Below are 385 nucleotides of genomic sequence, written 5' to 3'. Positions count from 1 at the left end.
GGATGCTTTACGGCTGGCGATTTTCGCCGGTTTAGCCTGTAGCCGCTCAATCCAGGCCTGAGCCCTGCTGGCAAATTCCTGCGGTAATTCCCCTTTCATCCGCCGGGTGAATTCCGCCGCCAGTTCCGGGAAGGCTTGCGCATAGTCGGCAAACTTTCGGTTCCAGGCAGATTCTTTCGCCTGCCCCGCTTCTTTGGCATCCCAATGGGCGTAAATCCCGGACGGCACCTCGAACGGGGCGTGAGGCCAGCCTAAGGCTTCGCGCGTTGCGGCGATCTCCGCCTCGCCCAGCGGCGCGCCGTGCACGTCGTGCGTACCGGCCTTGTTCGGGGAGCCGAAGCCAATAACGGTTTTACACATCAGCAGGGACGGCTTGTCGGTGACC

1 pseudogene is annotated in these 385 nt (G+C 62.1%); it reads right to left on the bottom strand.

From position 1 onward, the window contains the following. Positions 1-385, bottom strand: a pseudogene (locus GV764_RS19320) (transketolase); the annotation flags it as partial.

Source organism: Atlantibacter hermannii (assembly GCF_009907385.1).
In the GTDB taxonomy this organism is placed as follows: Bacteria; Pseudomonadota; Gammaproteobacteria; order Enterobacterales; family Enterobacteriaceae; genus Atlantibacter; species Atlantibacter hermannii_A.
This window is presented reverse-complemented; position numbering and strand designations above follow the sequence as displayed.